Origin of the sequence: Klebsiella sp. I138, from assembly GCF_051131765.1 — a bacterium.
Taxonomy (GTDB): Bacteria; Pseudomonadota; Gammaproteobacteria; order Enterobacterales; family Enterobacteriaceae; genus Klebsiella.
This window is the reverse complement of sequence record NZ_CP180447.1, coordinates 2,140,666-2,155,141: the sequence shown is the minus strand read 5'-3', so window position 1 is coordinate 2,155,141 and position 14,476 is coordinate 2,140,666. Positions and strand designations below refer to the sequence as shown.

The window sequence follows — 14,476 nt, the reverse complement described above, 5'->3', positions numbered from 1 at the left end:
AGGAGGTGAATCTCAAAGAGGCTTTTCGGAATTTCTATCATGTAGAACTCTGCTATACTAAAAAATTAGGCGGTAACTTTTACTAGTATTATCATGCAATTAACCACCGACTGAATGAGACAGCTTATCAAGGATTAACTGGCAAGGCGAGGAGTATCACATTGAGGCTCAAGTCACGCTTGGGTTCAGTGATAAACATAAACTGCATGATGATCGTTATGCTCAATGCTAATCTTGAATGAAAAATCAGGTGATGTCGGGAATGAGATACTCTTCTGGGCTTGTATCAAAATATATTAATGCGCCTGCAATTATTATCCTGCTGACAACCGTCATCTTTACCGGAATTTTTGTACACGAGTATCGCAGCTTACAGGCCAGCATTGAATCTATTTCTGAAAACGGCAAATCAGCTTTATTCCAGGAAGAATATATTAATCAGGTTGTCGCTTCACAGCTGTCCAGAGGTTTTTCTGCAATGAAATCCTCCCCGTTGACGGTATCAGATGTGTGCCGATACCAGGAAAAAATAAATGGTGTGATTGGACTTAATTTATCACATAAATCATTCCCGGATCTCGTGGGAACATTGCAGGCGCGCGATACGACGTGTGCTCATTGGGCATCAGATATACCGGCTTTGATTCTTATTCAGGATGATCTTTCAGGTACCCGACCAAAGTACAGCTTTTCAAATTATGCGAGTTACCGCTTTAACAACACCCGATATTATATCGATATAGTTAATGACTATGTGTATATAAATCATCTGGTTGATTCTCATCAGTTTGTATTCAATAACTGGTTGATAAAAGAAAATGGCCGCATTGCGATTTATGCTGGTGAGCATACTATAAAAATTGATAGTGAAGCGCTCTATGATTTGTATCATGGGGAAAGTATTGTATCGCATGTTTATTTGGGTCGTTACACGAAGAAAAATATTATTAGTTTGCTGACCCCCGTATTTAAAAATGGTGAAATAAAAGGTGTGCTGGTGTCTGATTTTACCATTAACGATTTAACTGCATCCTTCTATACACACGATCGGCCTTTGCTATGGCAGTTTTTATCATTGTACATAACTGATAACTCTACGGGCGACAGCATCTCTTTTCATACACCGTCAATATCCACTTTCTCACCAATAAAATACAGAGAAAGAATGACGAACTATTATACTCTGCATATTCAACTGGATGCAGTATATCTTGTCATCAGCACGCTGTGGCTACTCATTCTTTATGTTATTAGTACGTGGAGTCTTTGTCGCTATGCCCAACAGCAAATCAAGAAGCATTTGTCCATTTCACTGGAAAATGTTACTGATACCATGACTACGCTCTATAACCGCAAGATCCTCACTCCGGCTTTAGATAAAAGAATAAAAAAAATCATGGCGAAAAATATTCCTGTTACCGCGATCGCAATTGACAGCGACGGATTAAAAAAGATTAATGATAATTATGGTCATGCCGTCGGTGACGAAGTGATCTCAATTTTGGGTCAATCGATTGCTCAGTCTATCCGAAAAAATGATTACGGTATCCGGTTGGGCGGTGACGAGTTTAGCCTGATCCTGATCGGTTACGATCTGGGGAAATCGGCAGAACTCATCGAGCGGATCAATCAACGGGTAAAAATACGAGATACCCGCGGCATCATCCAATTCTCCAGTGGCTGCTATCAGTTGACCGCGACCGATTCAGTTGAAGAGGCTTTTCGGAAAGCCGATGCGTTACTCTATCGACAGAAATGCACGAAATATGGCGTATCGCATCAGGGATACGGAAGTGAGGCCCCTTAATACGGATAGTAACCTTCTCACTTGTCGATGTCCCCCAATACAGCTTCCGCCAACGCAGTTGAGCCAAGGCGGTACGGGCACCTCTTTTACTCTGATTATCTGCATGTGGTACAACATCGGATAATAGTTATATTCTGGTACAGACTGTGAGCAGCTGCATTAAGGTTTTCTAACCCATATTTTTCTATGCATCCGGTCCTGTTTCATCACTCTCATGCTTAATGTGAGAGTGCATCTAATTAGCGTGGTAAATATTTTTGTTGTTATCGGAGTTATCTTAAAAGAAAGCGGGCAGCGCTTTTTTTACGAAAAGTATTAATAAAATGTAATCGTTTTCAATCCGCCAGGGGAAAGATGATTAAATAATTAAATTAAAAATAACAAAAATTTGGTATTAAATTTATCAAATTAATAACAAAGAAAGCTTATGCTTTTTTTGTTGTTTTAAAACAACATGTTAAAACAGAGTTTTACGCCAGGTCAGACCTCTTCTCTTCGTTTGCGATGTCAAATAAGATGCTGCTGACCCATTAACCTGGCGATGACTTCGCAGGAATAATAAAAACGGGCGAATGTAAAATATATAATCAGACAGGGTTTAAAAATTAAAATGACAGTATTTATGGTAATGGTCGGGTCCGTGCTCCTGTCAGGATGCGCGATGAAAACAGGAGTCGACGGGCAGCGTGCCCATCATAGCGAAAAGAATATAACGCGAGAGGGCATTTCATTACCCGATTGCGCCACATTGCCTGATGCCAGTCAGGCGGATAATGGTTCACGTTGCTGGTATCGCTGAAAGGAGCTGTTAATGAACGTTAAACATATTGTCGCGGTAGCGATCGTGGTTGGCTCGTGCTTTCAGCCTGTATTTGCAATCAGCGAAGCCTATCGCGCACAGCTGGAAAACTCAGGTTGTACACAAGTTAGCGAGGCAAACGGAACTTGCGACAGCAATCAGGCCTATCGACAACACGCTTCGCAGGGGCCCGAGAGGGAGAGCAGAAATGCGCTAACAAAACGGAATGCCGCAAAAGAACTCGCACACGACCTGGATACCCGGCTTGCAGGAATGTATCAGGGTCAGGCTGTGGATTTGATGCAGGAAGAGGGCTGGCATTCGGCCAATGCGGAACACACCAGATGGCAGAAATCAGGTTTCACGCTGGCATTTGATATGACGGCATCCGGCAGACTCGCCGGAGTGACCGTTCAATAAGCCTGCGGAATATTGCCAACGCTCTTACACGGAAACGTCATATACCGACCGTGTATTTAACTTCAACCGGTATTGGAAAATTATCATGGCCGGGCAAGCGAAAGAAACAAGAACATTGCCTGGGAAAATACTTCTCTGGGTGTTTATCGCATTTTGTATTTGGTTTGCATATTTTACCCTTGATGAAGGCGTTTTTCTGTTTAAAGAAGCAAATAGTGGCATAAGCATTGAAATGTTTTCAACCGAGATTTCTATCGTGCTGGTGATCACCGTCGTCTTATTAGTATTAGGTGCGGCAATTGGCTTTTTAGCCTGGCTAACCCGGCCTGCTGTCAGCCAGGAACCCGGTGATAAGTTTTGGTCATCAAGTGACGATAAAATTTAACTGGCGGGACTATACCGCTGAGACATTAATGAGTGTCAATAAATCATGTTATGGTGAGAGGATATGAGTAAAAAAATAATAATATTGCCATTGCTGGGCGGGGTGATAATGTCGGCGATGATCCCTGCCCATGCGATAAGTGAAGCATACCGCAGGCAGCTTGAGCAGAGCGGGTGAACGCAACTAAGTGAGGCTAATGGCTGCGATATTCATCAGTCAAAAGCGCAAAACCATCGCGTCGCAGAGAAGCCATCGTCGGTACTGGTTTCGGTTAAACAACATATTACCGGCCGGGAACTCGCATCGGCAGTTTCATGGTTAACCCATCATGGCTGGCGGCTAAGCGATGAAGACCCGTTAACGTTCTGGAATGCGGCGAAAAAAACGGGGATAGGTTTGACCGTAAATAAAGAGCGGAATACGGTATCTGACGTTAAAACAAAATAATGTCACTTGTCGCGAATACTCTCCGTGAGAGCTATATATTTCACTCTGTGCGTTTATGACGTAATAAAACATTGAAACAGACTATCCGTCTCAATATCTGCCCGGCGATATGCCGGGCGCTTAAGCCCCCGATAGGCTATCGGGGACAGCGGTGCATTTTACTTATTTAACAGCTTATTATAGACGTAGAAATCCGTATCGCGCACGAAGCCACTTTTCTCATACAGCGCTTGCGCTTGCGTATTATCCGTAGCGGTACTGAGCATCACAAATGCGGAGTCGGACTCGTTGGCTAACTGTTCGGCGCGGGCAATCAGAGCCTCGGCAACCCCCTGCTTGCGGGATGAACCATCAACAAAGAGATCATACAGCAACCAGATACGCTTCATTTCTAATGAGCAAAACAGCGGATACAGCTGAGTGAATCCCACGACTTTCCCGTCAACTTGAGCAAAGAAAATAGTCGATTCATTAAGCTGTAAACGTTGAAGAATAAAATTACGTGCCTGCTCACGCTGTATATCGACATGATAAAATTCGCGATAAGCAAGAAACAGGGGCAGTATTTTATCCACGTCCTGGGGCTGTGCCTGATAAATATTCATATTTTACCTCTTCACAAAGATGACTGATTGTATTCCGAATCATCGCCCTGTAAATACCCGACCGCAGGCATTGAAGGATACGCTATAAAGTGGTGACAGTTATTTTGCTTTTATTTTACGGTGATTATTCAGATATAACGGCGTGTTATTCTGCGAGTGAGAGGGCAAGATTCATGAAAGCGAAGTGCGTTAACATATTGATTTTTAATTAATTTTAACGTATCTAATAGCCACGACAACGCGTGTTAACATCAGCACTTAATATGCAAAAAGGAAATCAACAGGCCTGCTGGATGATAGTATTGCGGTAATGCTGTTTTTCGGAAGATCTATCACTGGGTTATGATACCGACAGCCTGACTCTGCGGTTCACAATGCGTCCCGGCACCGGTATTGACAGCCGGGAAGGGCAAAAAATGGCTCGCGACTGTCGCTTTCCCGACAGCATTCACCGTTTATAAGTGCGCTGACTCAACTCACCGCTATCGATTGCAAATAAACGCGCTCACTGGCGTCATATTTTCTGATGGTGTAGGATTTCATCGATCGTCAGAAATGCAAGCGCGATCATATATTTCATCTTTACTGTTAAAAAAAGAATTTTCCTTAAGGTTATTTTAATCTTTCTTTTACCGCTGTTTTAAATAAAGCATATTCAAATAAGCAAGTTATAGTGGACGGTATTTTCCACTGTTTTTGTTTTATGGGAATTGTTTTCATTATCATTCCCATTTCTCTGTGTTTTAATCCTTTCCGGCCAGGCTATCGGCGGCCATTTGTTCATAAATACTAAGGATTAGCACATGAATTTTCGCCTGTCGTCTTATTGCTCCGTCGCGCTCGTCGCCTCTTCTTTGTTCCTTGCCCCTCAGGCCCTGGCGGCCGAAAACGGTGAAGGCATCGTTGTCTATAACGCGCAGCATGAAAACCTGGTCAAGTCGTGGGTGGATGGCTTTACCAAAGAAACCGGTATTAAAGTGACCCTGCGTAACGGCGGCGATAGCGAGCTGGGAAACCAGCTGGTACAGGAAGGTACGGCTTCTCCGGCTGACGTATTTCTGACGGAAAACTCTCCGTCAATGGTGCTGGTCGATAACGCGAAATTATTCGCGCCTCTCGATGCCGACACCTTAAAACAGGTGGCCCCGGAATTCCGTCCTGAGCACGGCCGCTGGACGGGCATCGCTGCACGCAGCACCGTGTTTGTCTATAACCCGGAAAAAATCAGCGAATCTCAGCTGCCGCATTCTCTTATGGACCTGGCAAAACCGGAATGGAAAGGACGCTGGGCGGCCTCCCCATCGGGTGCTGATTTCCAGGCTATCGTCAGTGCGATGCTGGCGCTGAAGGGAGAGAAAGCCACCCTGGACTGGCTCAAAGCGATGAAAGCTAATTTCGTGGCCTATAAAGGTAACAGTACGGTGATGAAGGCCGTGAACGCCGGGCAAATTGATGGCGGGGTGATTTATCATTACTACCGCTTTGTCGATCAGGCCAAAACCGGTGAGAACAGCAAAAACACCAAACTGTATTACTTCAAACATCAGGATCCGGGCGCATTCGTCAGCATCTCCGGCGGCGGTGTACTGGCATCCAGCAAACACAAAGAGCAGGCTCAGGCCTTTATCAAGTGGATCACCGGTAAACAGGGTCAGGAAGAGCTGAGAACCAATAATGCATTTGAATATGCCGTGGGCGTCGATGCCGCCTCTAACCCGAAACTGACGCCGCTGAAAGCGCTGGACGCGCCGAAAGTGGAGCCGTCTTCGCTGAACAGTAAAAAAGTTATCGAACTGATGACGCAAGCTGGCCTGCTGTGATCCCTCCGGTGAAGTGAATACCTTATGTCTGGTCTGAGTATTACACTCGGAAAAAAAGTACGACGCCTGCCTGAGCGCAGGCGTCCTGCATTTCCGATGGTTGCATTAGCGGTCCTGTTTTCATTATTAGCACTCCTCCCGCCGGGTTTTGTGGTTGCCGTGGGCCTTGATACCGGATGGGAGACCATTAAGGCGCTGGTATTTCGCCCGCGCGTCGGGGAATTGCTCAGCAATACGCTGTGGCTTAGCGTCCTGACTGTCCCGGCGTGCATTGCGCTCGGGGTAACCGTGGCGTGGCTGACAGAGCGTACTGCGCTGGCGGGGCGACAGGTGTGGTCGGCGCTGGCGGTTGCTCCACTGGCCATCCCGGCGTTTGTCCAGAGCTATGCCTGGGTCAGCGCGGTGCCTTCAATGCACGGTCTCTCTTCAGGCGTGTTCCTCTCGGTGCTCGCCTACTATCCCTTTATCTATATGCCGGTTGCGGCGGTGCTTCGTCGACTGGACCCGACGCTTGAGGACGTTGCCGCCTCGCTGGGAACGCCACCGTGGAAGGTCTTTTTCCGCGTGGTGTTACCGCAGCTGAAGCTGGCGATTTGCGGCGGCGCGCTGCTGGTGGCGCTCCACCTGCTGGCGGAATACGGTCTGTACGCGATGATCCGTTTTGACACCTTCACAACCGCTATCTACGACCAGTTCCAGTCGACATTCAGCGGTCCGGCGGCAAATATGCTGGCCGGCGTGCTGGCGCTGTGCTGCCTGGCGTTCTTACTCCTGGAGAGCGCTTCCCGGGGAAAAGCGCGCTACGCCCGCATTGGCGCCGGGGCCGCGCGGGAGCAGAAGCGCAAACGCATGAGCATGGTGACCACCTTTGCCGCCCAGACGCTGCTGTTAACGCTGGTGCTGCTGGCGCTAGGGGTTCCGCTGATGGTGCTGTGCCGCTGGCTATGGTTGGGAGGGATCGAGAACTGGATGAACGCCGATCTGTGGCTCTCTCTTCGCCAGACGCTCATGCTGGGCGCCTGCGGGGCGCTGCTGACGACCGCCTGCGGAATCCCCATCGCCTGGCTGGGGATTCGCTATCCGCATCGCCTGTTTCGCCTGCTAGAAGGGTGCAATTACATGACCAGCTCACTGCCGGGTATCGTTACCGCGCTGGCGCTGGTCACGGTGACCATTCACTATGCCCGACCCATCTACCAAACTGAAGTGACGTTGTTTCTGGCCTACCTGCTGATGTTTATGCCGCGCGCGCTGATCAATCTGCGGGCGGGAATCGCTCAGGCGCCGGTGGAGCTGGAAAACGTCGCGCGGAGCCTGGGGAGAAGCCCTGCCCGGGCGCTGTGGAGTATCACTCTGCGCCTCGCTGCGCCGGGGGCGACGGCGGGGGCGGCGCTGGTGTTCCTCGGCGTCAGTAATGAACTGACCGCGACGCTGCTGCTGTCCCCACTGGGCACCCGCACGCTCGCTACCGGCTTTTGGGCATTAACCAGCGAGATAGATTATGTCGCTGCGGCGCCCTACGCGATGCTGATGATCGCGATTTCACTCCCGTTGACCGGTGTGCTCTATCACCAGTCGAAAAAAATTGCAGGTCTGTAACATGCTGGAATTAACGTCTGTTTCAAAATCTTTTGCCGAAGTCCAGGTACTGGATAACCTTTTTCTGACGGTGGCTCCGGGCAGCCGCACGGCCATCGTGGGGCCTTCCGGTTCCGGGAAGACCACGCTGCTGCGTATTCTCGCCGGGTTTGAAACGCCGGATACCGGGCGCATCGTGATGCAGGGAAGAACGCTGTTTGATAAAGAGGGTTTTATTCCTGCTCATCAACGCGGTATCGGTTTTGTCCCTCAGGAAGGCGCCTTGTTTCCCCACCTTAATGTCGCGGACAATATCGCATGGGGTTTAGATTGCTCCCGGCAGGAAAAACGGCGTCGGGTCGCGGCATTGATGGAGAGGGTATCGCTGGACGAGTCGCTGGCTACGCACTGGCCGCATGAGATTTCCGGCGGTCAGCAGCAGCGCGTTGCTCTGGCTCGGGCGCTGGCGCAGCAGCCCTCGCTGATGTTGCTCGATGAACCTTTTTCCGCCCTCGACACCGGGTTGCGCGCCATGACGCGAAAAGCGACGGCGGACTTGCTTGCCCAGACCGGGATTGCCTCTATTCTCGTGACGCACGATCAGAACGAGGCGCTGTCGTTTGCCAGCCAGGTTGCGGTTATGCGTCATGGGCGCTTTACCCAGGTGGGGACGCCATTCGAGGTTTATTCACAACCCGTCGATGAAGCCACGGCGCTGTTTCTCGGCGATGCGCTGGTGCTGCCCGCCGAACTACGCGACGGACGGGCGCAGTGTGCGATCGGATGGCTGCATACCGACAACGATAATGCTTCGGGGCACGGGCGAGTTATGCTGCGTCCGGAACAGCTGGTGATTACCCCTTGCCGGAAAGAGGACAGTGCCGTCACCATCGTCGATGTTGATTTTTCCGGGCATCTGTCGACCCTAACGCTGGCGATAGCGCAGCAGGAGCAGACGCTGACCCTCAAAACCGTCAGCCGGGCCGACTGGGTACCAGGCTGCGGGGTAGATATTGAGGTCAGCGGCAAAGGGCGGGTATTTCTTCCGCAATAAATGAAAATAGCGCCAGGATTTTTCTGGCGTCATTTATTCTGCCGACGACCGTGAGGTGAATGATTGATGTCGACACGGGCATCCCGGCGACCAAAAGACGCTATTTACGGATAAATATCCGCTATTCTCGTCGCACCTCAGGGGCTGCTATACAGGCGTGCAGGCCGCCGTTGGCCCTTGAGTTCACCGAATGAATAGATTAGTGTGGAGCGTCGTTCACACATTCTTCACTCGTTCCGTGATGCTGCTGAACAACAAAAAATACGAATAAGATAATACTCACTTCATTTTTGCTATCGGCGAAGCGCGAAGGCGTGCGCTGTAACACACAACAATAGAATAATGCTTGTACTGGGGTTCATATGTGGACTGTGATTGGCATTTTTTTAGTTCTTGTTTTTATCGGCAATTTAATAAAGAAAAAAGAAACTCCCGTTGAAAAAAAAGCGCCGCCTACTAAAACAGGTAGTCGTGCACCCGCCCCATTGGCTGACGTCGAGCAGCACAAAACCGATACCCTACAGGTTGATCCGGTCAGGCCGGCAGCGCGACGATTAACTTTCGGTTCAATACTGGCTGATAAGACACCAGGCTCGTTAATTGCCGACGGGAATAATGCGGCACCTTGTATTACGATGACGGAAGCGCTGAACCTTATTATGCATATCGACGGATTTAAAGAATATATGCTAACGCGCTATGCGATGACGGGGTTAACTCATCTGGCACCCGCTTATATGTCTGATTTACACGACGATTTTATGCGGCTAATTACGCATAAACCCTTCTATGCGATTCAGCAATTTAACTGGGCGAGAGCCATTGATTTTTCTTCGGTCCGGCGGCGAAATATTGCTTCGCTGTATCACTTTAGCCACTTGTCGAATCTGCGCGGTATATTTAAATCAGGAATTATTAGCCGGCGGAAACTTGAAGAGGGCAATCACGCTTTCCACTATAACGACGAACTGCGGCTGGAGGGGATAAGGGATTCCATCTCCCTCTCGTTAGGCCAGGTGAATAAGAAAATGCTCTACAAATATACCCAGGGGCTGCGGGATCGCGACTGGGTTATCCTCAAAATCAAAAAAGAGCTGATTAGCGGGCCCACGCAGCCGTCATTCGATCACCGGACGTTGCTCAGGCGGGCCGTTTTTTGCCACAGCAACGCGGCTTCTTCTGCAGTCAAAGCCATTAGCGTAGAACAACGACAAAAGCATCAGGCCTTCCAGGCGATGTTTTGTGGTGAAAATAATGAAGATTCCGGCGATTCCCCGCATGATATTCAGGCGGAAATTTTGTATCTTGGCGAGATTCCGACCTGGTTTATCAGTGACGTTATTTTTTATTCTGCGGATATTATCCCGCCCTGGTTACGCGATTGTCCGGTAAACATCGTGGTTGACCCTTCCCATTTTGCTTTCAGGTGAGTTTATGGCCGTGCGTCCCGTCTTTATTCCGACCCGCGAAGGGGAGGCTCTGGTTGACATTATTAACGTAGATTTCAGCTGGTCGCCTGGTCTGGCGGTCAGCCAGAAACAAAAGTCTATTGCCGCGCTGCATGAAGGTTATGCGCAGAGATCGCCAGGAACAAAGATTCTGGAGGTCTCAAGTAAATCTCCGGACGCCCTCGGCGTTCAGCTCAGCGCCTTTAACATGGGGGTCCAGAGCCACGGCGGGCAATTTATCAGCGTGGAATCGCTGTTCCAGTCTTCCAAGGTGTTTATCGATGGCGGGCCTTTTCGCGAGCTGATGTACATGACGCCAAAAGAGGCCAAACGTGCCGAACAGCTGAAAACCTCGGGCCGGTTAGCCCATTTTTCATTTCAGCCTAATGAGGCGCGGGAGGCGGTTATCTGGCCGCTGGAGCCGAAAACGGCGTTCTACGACTGGCTGTATCTCAATGCGCTCAGCCACTCACTTTATAAAGAGCAGGTTCTGGACTATTCGGCCTTCACCGATATCGAGTTTAACCCCGAGAAATCAATCAACTGCCAGGCCTACTCCGTGGCGCTGTGGTGCGCGCTCCGCCAGCGTGGGTTGCTAACAACCACGATTCCAGCGCGGGATGCGTTTATTGCATTGATTGAACGGTTCACCATTTACAACACCAGCGACGGCGATCTTCACACTTTGCGTCTTTTCTAAGCTACCAGGAGCGACAATGGCAGGGCAACTACCCCATGGTGATGTCCACGTACCCGCTGTCACGGCGGTGGATACCTTTGACGATATTTCCGACGCGCGTAAACAGGCCATTCGGGAAGCGGTGATGCGCGACTACTTCGCACGCATCCAGGCCGTGAACAAAGAAGTGGAGGCGATGACCGTCGCGCAGCGTGAGATGTTTCACCTGAGCCTGGCGGAAACGCTGGCGCTGCTGGCGGACGGGGAGACGACAAAATGAACGAGAACAAAATCCTGGCCGCCGTTGCCGAATCACTCAGCAAAACCCACAGCGCGATCAACCAGGCCAATAATGCCCTCGGGACGCTGGCACGGGAGTTTTTATATCGCTCCATTCTGGAAAGGGACCTGTCGGGAGAGCTCATTGCCATGGAGGCAGCGTTGAAATCGGTGCAGGAGCGCATCCAACGACAGGAGAAACATGAGGCTATGCTGGCGGGAATGGCGCCTGAAAGTCGGGAGGCATTTAACGCGCTGTTTGAAGAGAACAGGGCCAGATATGCAAAACTGCTGAATGAAAAACGACCCGGTAAGTAGCCAGGACCTGTTCAGGCGGCGTTAAAAAAAGCCAGCCAATAACTGGCTGGCAAAGACACGGATAGAACTTCATTTTATGGTTGGTGTATCGGGGGGGTACCTGAACACCTGTCTGGGAATAGCGGCATACGCTGCTATACCCAGAAAGCTGGTCAGCTATCGTCATATTGCGAATTTACTCTCCGGCCAGCAGCTTTTTACAGCGGTAAATAAACGCGCTGGATCGCTGCGTTAATCCTTCAATTTCCCTGGGCTTCATGCCGTTACGCAGATGGGCCATAATGGCCTCTCTATCGGCGGCGATATGGGATCGGCAGTTATATTTCGCGGCCGCTTTCTGGACGGTTTGCTGCTTCAACAGGGCTGAAATCTCCAGCTGTTTGTGCCTGGCTATCGGCATCAGTTCGCTTTCGCCGTGCAAAGCTATTTCGGTCCATAGCGCTAAGGCGCGCCGCAATAAGCCCCGGTCCTGTAGGCTTTGGGCCTGAAGCAGTTTCTCTTGCTGAGTTGTTACCATGATTTCGGCGAAGCCCGTTCAGTGTGACCGTATTTGTCATACAAATATGGCGGTGATTGATTCAGAAATGAAATGAATAATTTTTATCTTAGTTATAAACAAATGGAATGATTTTATATCTCGCTGATCCACATCGTTTTTTAGTATTGCGGTTGGGGTGAGCGGGAGGCCCGGCGCCTGCGCTTGTACCAGGGGCTATCAGCAGGCTCCGGAGAAAAGCGGACTTACAAATCAATCAACAAATTTGCCGAACGGCTGCGGGAGCAGCACAGGGCGATATGTTGTGCGGCAGCGGATTTTTCAGCTTCAGACTGCACCGTATCGCGATGATCGGCCTGGCCGGCAATCAGCGGCGTCAGGCAGGCCCCGCAGATCCCCATTTCGCAGGAGAGTGGGAAGGCAACGCCGTTTTCCTGCAGCACCTGGGCAATGGTTTTATTCCCCGGTACCGGCCATGTCTCGCCCGACGACGCCAGCGTGACGGTAAACGTATCGTGATCGGCGCTGGCGGTAGCCTTTAGCGGCTGAAATGCTTCGCTATGTATCTGGTCCTCGGGCCAGTTTTTTTCAGCAGCGATGCGCCGGGCGGTATCCATAAAGCCCTGCGGGCCGCAAAGATACAGATGATGGCCAGCGTGCGTATTGCCCAGCGTATCCGCTAGCGTATGACGGGGGCTGTGCCCTTCATCTGAGCAATGAACCACGCAGTTGCCGAAGGTCGTTATCTTCGCCATTTCCTCAGCAAAGGCCGCATTTGCCCGAGACTTAACGTAGTAATGCAGCTCAAACGGCGTCCCCGCAGCGTCGAGGTGCAGCGCCATCGTATACAGCGGCGTGATGCCGATCCCGGCAGCCAGCAGCGTTACCCGCTCTGCGTGTCGCAGCGCAAACAGATTGCGCGGCGGGGAGATAAGCAGCGTCTGGCCCGGGCGCAGCGTCTCATGGACATACCGTGAACCGCCGCGTGATGCGTTCTCGTGGCCAACGCAGATCAGGTAAGCACGGGGGCTGGCATCGGCGTGCGGGCCGGTCAGCGAGTACTGGCGAACCATCCCGCAGGGCAGGTGTACGTCAATATGCGCCCCCGGCTGCCAGCCGGGAAGCGGCCGACCGTCGTGGGCCATCAGTCTGATGGCGAGACTTTTGTCCCCCTGGCGCCACAAGCCGTCGACAACCACCTTCAGTACATCACTCATCACTTTTCTCCACTTACACCAGGAAAAACTCGCCAAAGCCCATTTTCTTCAGGCTGCGACGATAGGCGATTGAACTACGGTCGGCGGGAATATGCGCCTCAAGCGTCAGGTCCAGCGGCAGCCTTTCCGGGCGCTGGGTCTCCACCATCAGGCGGTCCTCCTCGAACACGCGCAGGTTGAACGCATGGACCTCCTCGATCGGCACGTGCAGGTCAAAATTGCGCGCAATGGGAGCAAACATCCGCGTCACCCGTGATGACACCGGCGAGGCGGCATTCATGATGACCAGCCTGGCGTCACCGGGGAAGTGGATCGTCAGGGTCGCGGTAAAGGGTAGGTGCAGCTCAAAATGGCGCAGCCACTGGAACCCTTCCGGCGCACGAAATTCAGAGCTGGCTGGATAATTGCCCACTGAACTCCAGTAATCGGCGGTGAAGCCAAAGGGGGTCTCCCGAGGAGCGTAATCGGGAACCTGTTGATTATCGGGATCCGCAAAGGTATCGGTGTGGATCCAGGCGAAATGGGCGACATCGAGAAATCCCTCTACCTGACGACCGGCAAAGCCGTTGACTTCAAAGGCCGGACAGTTGATCTGCTGAAAGCCGTCATCGTGCCAGTGGGGGAGAACGGGCAGCGGCATCGGGTTTTCCGCATCAAAAGCCAGGCAGGTCCAGATGAGTCCGTAGCGCTCTTCTACCGCATAGCGGGTGAGATTGAGTCTGGCCGGAACGGGCTGGTCGGGGCTTGAGGGAATGCGGTTGCAGCGCCCATTTTCCCCGAAGCGCAGGCCATGGTAGGGGCAGATAATCCCTTCTTCATCATGAAAGCCCAGCGTTAGCGGCACGCCGCGGTGCGGGCACACGTCGCGAGCCACGACAACCTGGCCCTTAACACGATAGATAACCAGCGGCTCATCCAGCAAGGTGGCTTTCACCGGCGCGGGGCCGATATCTTCGGCGCGGGCGACCGGATGCCAGCATTTGGCCAGGCGCAGCCAGTCATCAGGATCGAAGGTGCAATGGGCGGGCGGGGTTAGCGTGGGTTTGTTCATGGTGTACCTTCCTGCTCACAGAAATACATTTGTTTAATTGTTGTGAGTTTATTGTTGTCATATTAGGGTGTTG

The 14,476-nt window shown here is 51.1% G+C and carries 14 protein-coding genes; 10 read left to right on the top strand and 4 right to left on the bottom strand.

Annotated elements, in window-relative coordinates:
• Window positions 1-262 precede the first annotated feature (262 nt).
• From dgcJ to ACMYSK_RS10100, 3 genes are all read left to right on the top strand, one after another.
• The gene (gene dgcJ / locus ACMYSK_RS10110) at window positions 263-1,807 is read left to right on the top strand and encodes a diguanylate cyclase DgcJ (RefSeq protein WP_434642546.1); all 1,545 of its coding nucleotides are present in this window, start codon (window positions 263-265) and stop codon (window positions 1,805-1,807) included.
• Window positions 1,808-2,618: 811 nt separating this feature from the next.
• Window positions 2,619-3,026: a hypothetical protein gene (locus tag ACMYSK_RS10105; RefSeq protein WP_434642543.1), complete on the top strand. Its 408-nt coding sequence runs from the start codon at window positions 2,619-2,621 to the stop codon at window positions 3,024-3,026.
• 85 nt (window positions 3,027-3,111) lie between these two features.
• A complete protein-coding gene (locus ACMYSK_RS10100; RefSeq protein ID WP_434642541.1) occupies window positions 3,112-3,411 on the top strand; it encodes a hypothetical protein in 300 nt (99 codons plus the stop codon).
• Between the two features lie 605 nt (window positions 3,412-4,016).
• Here ACMYSK_RS10100 and ACMYSK_RS10095 read toward each other — a convergent pair.
• Window positions 4,017-4,463: a GNAT family N-acetyltransferase gene (locus ACMYSK_RS10095; RefSeq protein ID WP_434642538.1), complete on the bottom strand. Its 447-nt coding sequence runs from the start codon at window positions 4,461-4,463 to the stop codon at window positions 4,017-4,019.
• 803 nt (window positions 4,464-5,266) lie between these two features.
• On the opposite strand from ACMYSK_RS10095, the gene ACMYSK_RS10090 reads away from it, so the two are divergent.
• The 7 genes from ACMYSK_RS10090 to ACMYSK_RS10060 all read left to right on the top strand — a co-directional run bounded on the left by ACMYSK_RS10090 (window position 5,267) and on the right by ACMYSK_RS10060 (window position 11,639).
• Window positions 5,267-6,283: an iron ABC transporter substrate-binding protein gene (locus ACMYSK_RS10090; protein ID WP_434642535.1), complete on the top strand. Its 1,017-nt coding sequence runs from the start codon at window positions 5,267-5,269 to the stop codon at window positions 6,281-6,283.
• A 24-nt stretch (window positions 6,284-6,307) separates the two neighbouring features.
• Window positions 6,308-7,882: an ABC transporter permease gene (locus tag ACMYSK_RS10085; protein WP_434642532.1), complete on the top strand. Its 1,575-nt coding sequence runs from the start codon at window positions 6,308-6,310 to the stop codon at window positions 7,880-7,882.
• Between the two features lies 1 nt (window position 7,883).
• On the top strand, window positions 7,884-8,915 hold the full coding sequence (locus ACMYSK_RS10080) for an ABC transporter ATP-binding protein (protein WP_434642530.1): 1,032 nt from the start codon (window positions 7,884-7,886) through the stop codon (window positions 8,913-8,915).
• Between the two features lie 362 nt (window positions 8,916-9,277).
• Window positions 9,278-10,345, top strand: coding sequence for a DarT ssDNA thymidine ADP-ribosyltransferase family protein (locus ACMYSK_RS10075; protein WP_434642527.1), 1,068 nt, complete (start codon window positions 9,278-9,280; stop codon window positions 10,343-10,345).
• Window positions 10,346-10,349: 4 nt separating this feature from the next.
• Window positions 10,350-11,063, top strand: coding sequence for a DarT1-associated NADAR antitoxin family protein (locus ACMYSK_RS10070; RefSeq protein WP_434642525.1), 714 nt, complete (start codon window positions 10,350-10,352; stop codon window positions 11,061-11,063).
• Between the two features lie 16 nt (window positions 11,064-11,079).
• On the top strand, window positions 11,080-11,322 hold the full coding sequence (locus ACMYSK_RS10065; RefSeq protein WP_434642522.1) for a hypothetical protein: 243 nt from the start codon (window positions 11,080-11,082) through the stop codon (window positions 11,320-11,322).
• A complete protein-coding gene (locus ACMYSK_RS10060; protein WP_434642519.1) occupies window positions 11,319-11,639 on the top strand; it encodes a hypothetical protein in 321 nt (106 codons plus the stop codon). Before ACMYSK_RS10065 ends, ACMYSK_RS10060 begins: the two co-directional genes overlap by 4 nt.
• A gap of 175 nt (window positions 11,640-11,814) precedes the next feature.
• Here ACMYSK_RS10060 and ACMYSK_RS10055 read toward each other — a convergent pair whose 3' ends face one another.
• The 3 genes from ACMYSK_RS10055 to hpxD form a co-directional block, all read right to left on the bottom strand.
• Complete coding sequence (locus tag ACMYSK_RS10055) at window positions 11,815-12,156, bottom strand: hypothetical protein (protein ID WP_434642516.1); 342 nt, start codon at window positions 12,154-12,156, stop codon at window positions 11,815-11,817.
• A gap of 224 nt (window positions 12,157-12,380) precedes the next feature.
• Entirely contained in the window at window positions 12,381-13,352 is a 972-nt protein-coding gene (locus ACMYSK_RS10050; RefSeq protein WP_434642513.1) for a PDR/VanB family oxidoreductase, read from the bottom strand.
• A 13-nt stretch (window positions 13,353-13,365) separates the two neighbouring features.
• Entirely contained in the window at window positions 13,366-14,403 is a 1,038-nt protein-coding gene (gene hpxD, locus ACMYSK_RS10045) for a molybdenum cofactor-independent xanthine hydroxylase subunit HpxD (protein ID WP_434642511.1), read from the bottom strand.
• Between the last annotated feature and the right edge of the window lie 73 nt (window positions 14,404-14,476).

What these genes read in the sequence shown, in the direction of transcription:
- dgcJ (WP_434642546.1), top strand. Translation starts at nt 263, where the DNA reads ATGAGATACTCTTCTGGGCTTGTATCAAAATATATTAATGCGCCTGCA.
- ACMYSK_RS10105 (WP_434642543.1), top strand. Translation starts at nt 2,619, where the DNA reads ATGAACGTTAAACATATTGTCGCGGTAGCGATCGTGGTTGGCTCGTGC.
- ACMYSK_RS10100 (WP_434642541.1), top strand. Translation starts at nt 3,112, where the DNA reads ATGGCCGGGCAAGCGAAAGAAACAAGAACATTGCCTGGGAAAATACTT.
- ACMYSK_RS10095 (WP_434642538.1), bottom strand. Translation starts at nt 4,463, where the DNA reads ATGAATATTTATCAGGCACAGCCCCAGGACGTGGATAAAATACTGCCC.
- ACMYSK_RS10090 (WP_434642535.1), top strand. Translation starts at nt 5,267, where the DNA reads ATGAATTTTCGCCTGTCGTCTTATTGCTCCGTCGCGCTCGTCGCCTCT.
- ACMYSK_RS10085 (WP_434642532.1), top strand. Translation starts at nt 6,308, where the DNA reads ATGTCTGGTCTGAGTATTACACTCGGAAAAAAAGTACGACGCCTGCCT.
- ACMYSK_RS10080 (WP_434642530.1), top strand. Translation starts at nt 7,884, where the DNA reads ATGCTGGAATTAACGTCTGTTTCAAAATCTTTTGCCGAAGTCCAGGTA.
- ACMYSK_RS10075 (WP_434642527.1), top strand. Translation starts at nt 9,278, where the DNA reads ATGTGGACTGTGATTGGCATTTTTTTAGTTCTTGTTTTTATCGGCAAT.
- ACMYSK_RS10070 (WP_434642525.1), top strand. Translation starts at nt 10,350, where the DNA reads ATGGCCGTGCGTCCCGTCTTTATTCCGACCCGCGAAGGGGAGGCTCTG.
- ACMYSK_RS10065 (WP_434642522.1), top strand. Translation starts at nt 11,080, where the DNA reads ATGGCAGGGCAACTACCCCATGGTGATGTCCACGTACCCGCTGTCACG.
- ACMYSK_RS10060 (WP_434642519.1), top strand. Translation starts at nt 11,319, where the DNA reads ATGAACGAGAACAAAATCCTGGCCGCCGTTGCCGAATCACTCAGCAAA.
- ACMYSK_RS10055 (WP_434642516.1), bottom strand. Translation starts at nt 12,156, where the DNA reads ATGGTAACAACTCAGCAAGAGAAACTGCTTCAGGCCCAAAGCCTACAG.
- ACMYSK_RS10050 (WP_434642513.1), bottom strand. Translation starts at nt 13,352, where the DNA reads ATGAGTGATGTACTGAAGGTGGTTGTCGACGGCTTGTGGCGCCAGGGG.
- hpxD (WP_434642511.1), bottom strand. Translation starts at nt 14,403, where the DNA reads ATGAACAAACCCACGCTAACCCCGCCCGCCCATTGCACCTTCGATCCT.